This window comes from Denitromonas iodatirespirans (assembly GCF_018524365.1).
Taxonomy (GTDB): Bacteria; Pseudomonadota; Gammaproteobacteria; order Burkholderiales; family Rhodocyclaceae; genus Nitrogeniibacter; species Nitrogeniibacter iodatirespirans.
In genome coordinates, this window is sequence record NZ_JAEKFT010000149.1 from 1 (window position 1) to 368 (window position 368).

1 protein-coding gene is annotated in these 368 nt (G+C 63.3%); it reads left to right on the top strand.

Annotated elements, in window-relative coordinates; all coding sequences use genetic code 11:
• A partial coding sequence (locus I8J34_RS24345; RefSeq protein ID WP_214364208.1) for a hypothetical protein occupies positions 1 to 368 on the top strand: 368 nt, incomplete at both ends.

The following is a 368-nucleotide window of genomic DNA, read 5'->3' on the forward strand; positions in this document are numbered from 1 at the left end:
TCGAGCACGAACTCACCCTGGGCTGTTACGGTCTGCCGCATCTGGGCGGGTCGGCGGCGGTCACGAAAACCTTCGGCGACGCCCGGCGCAAGGTGATCACCGCCGCCATCGCCGGTAGACGAGTAGCTTTAGTAGCCTACTCCGGCTGGGACGATCTCCGGGCGCGGGTCCACTCCGGACGAAACGCCGAAACCGACGAGAGCACCGTCATTTACGCCCACAGGAAACGCCTGGCCAAGAACCCCGCCATGGAACTCATGATAAGCGTCCTCTTGCACCGTACCGACGATGGAGCCTGGACCGAAGAGGAGCTGGATCCGATCCGCTCCATCCAGATCATGGACATCACGCCGAGCTGTTCGGCCCTG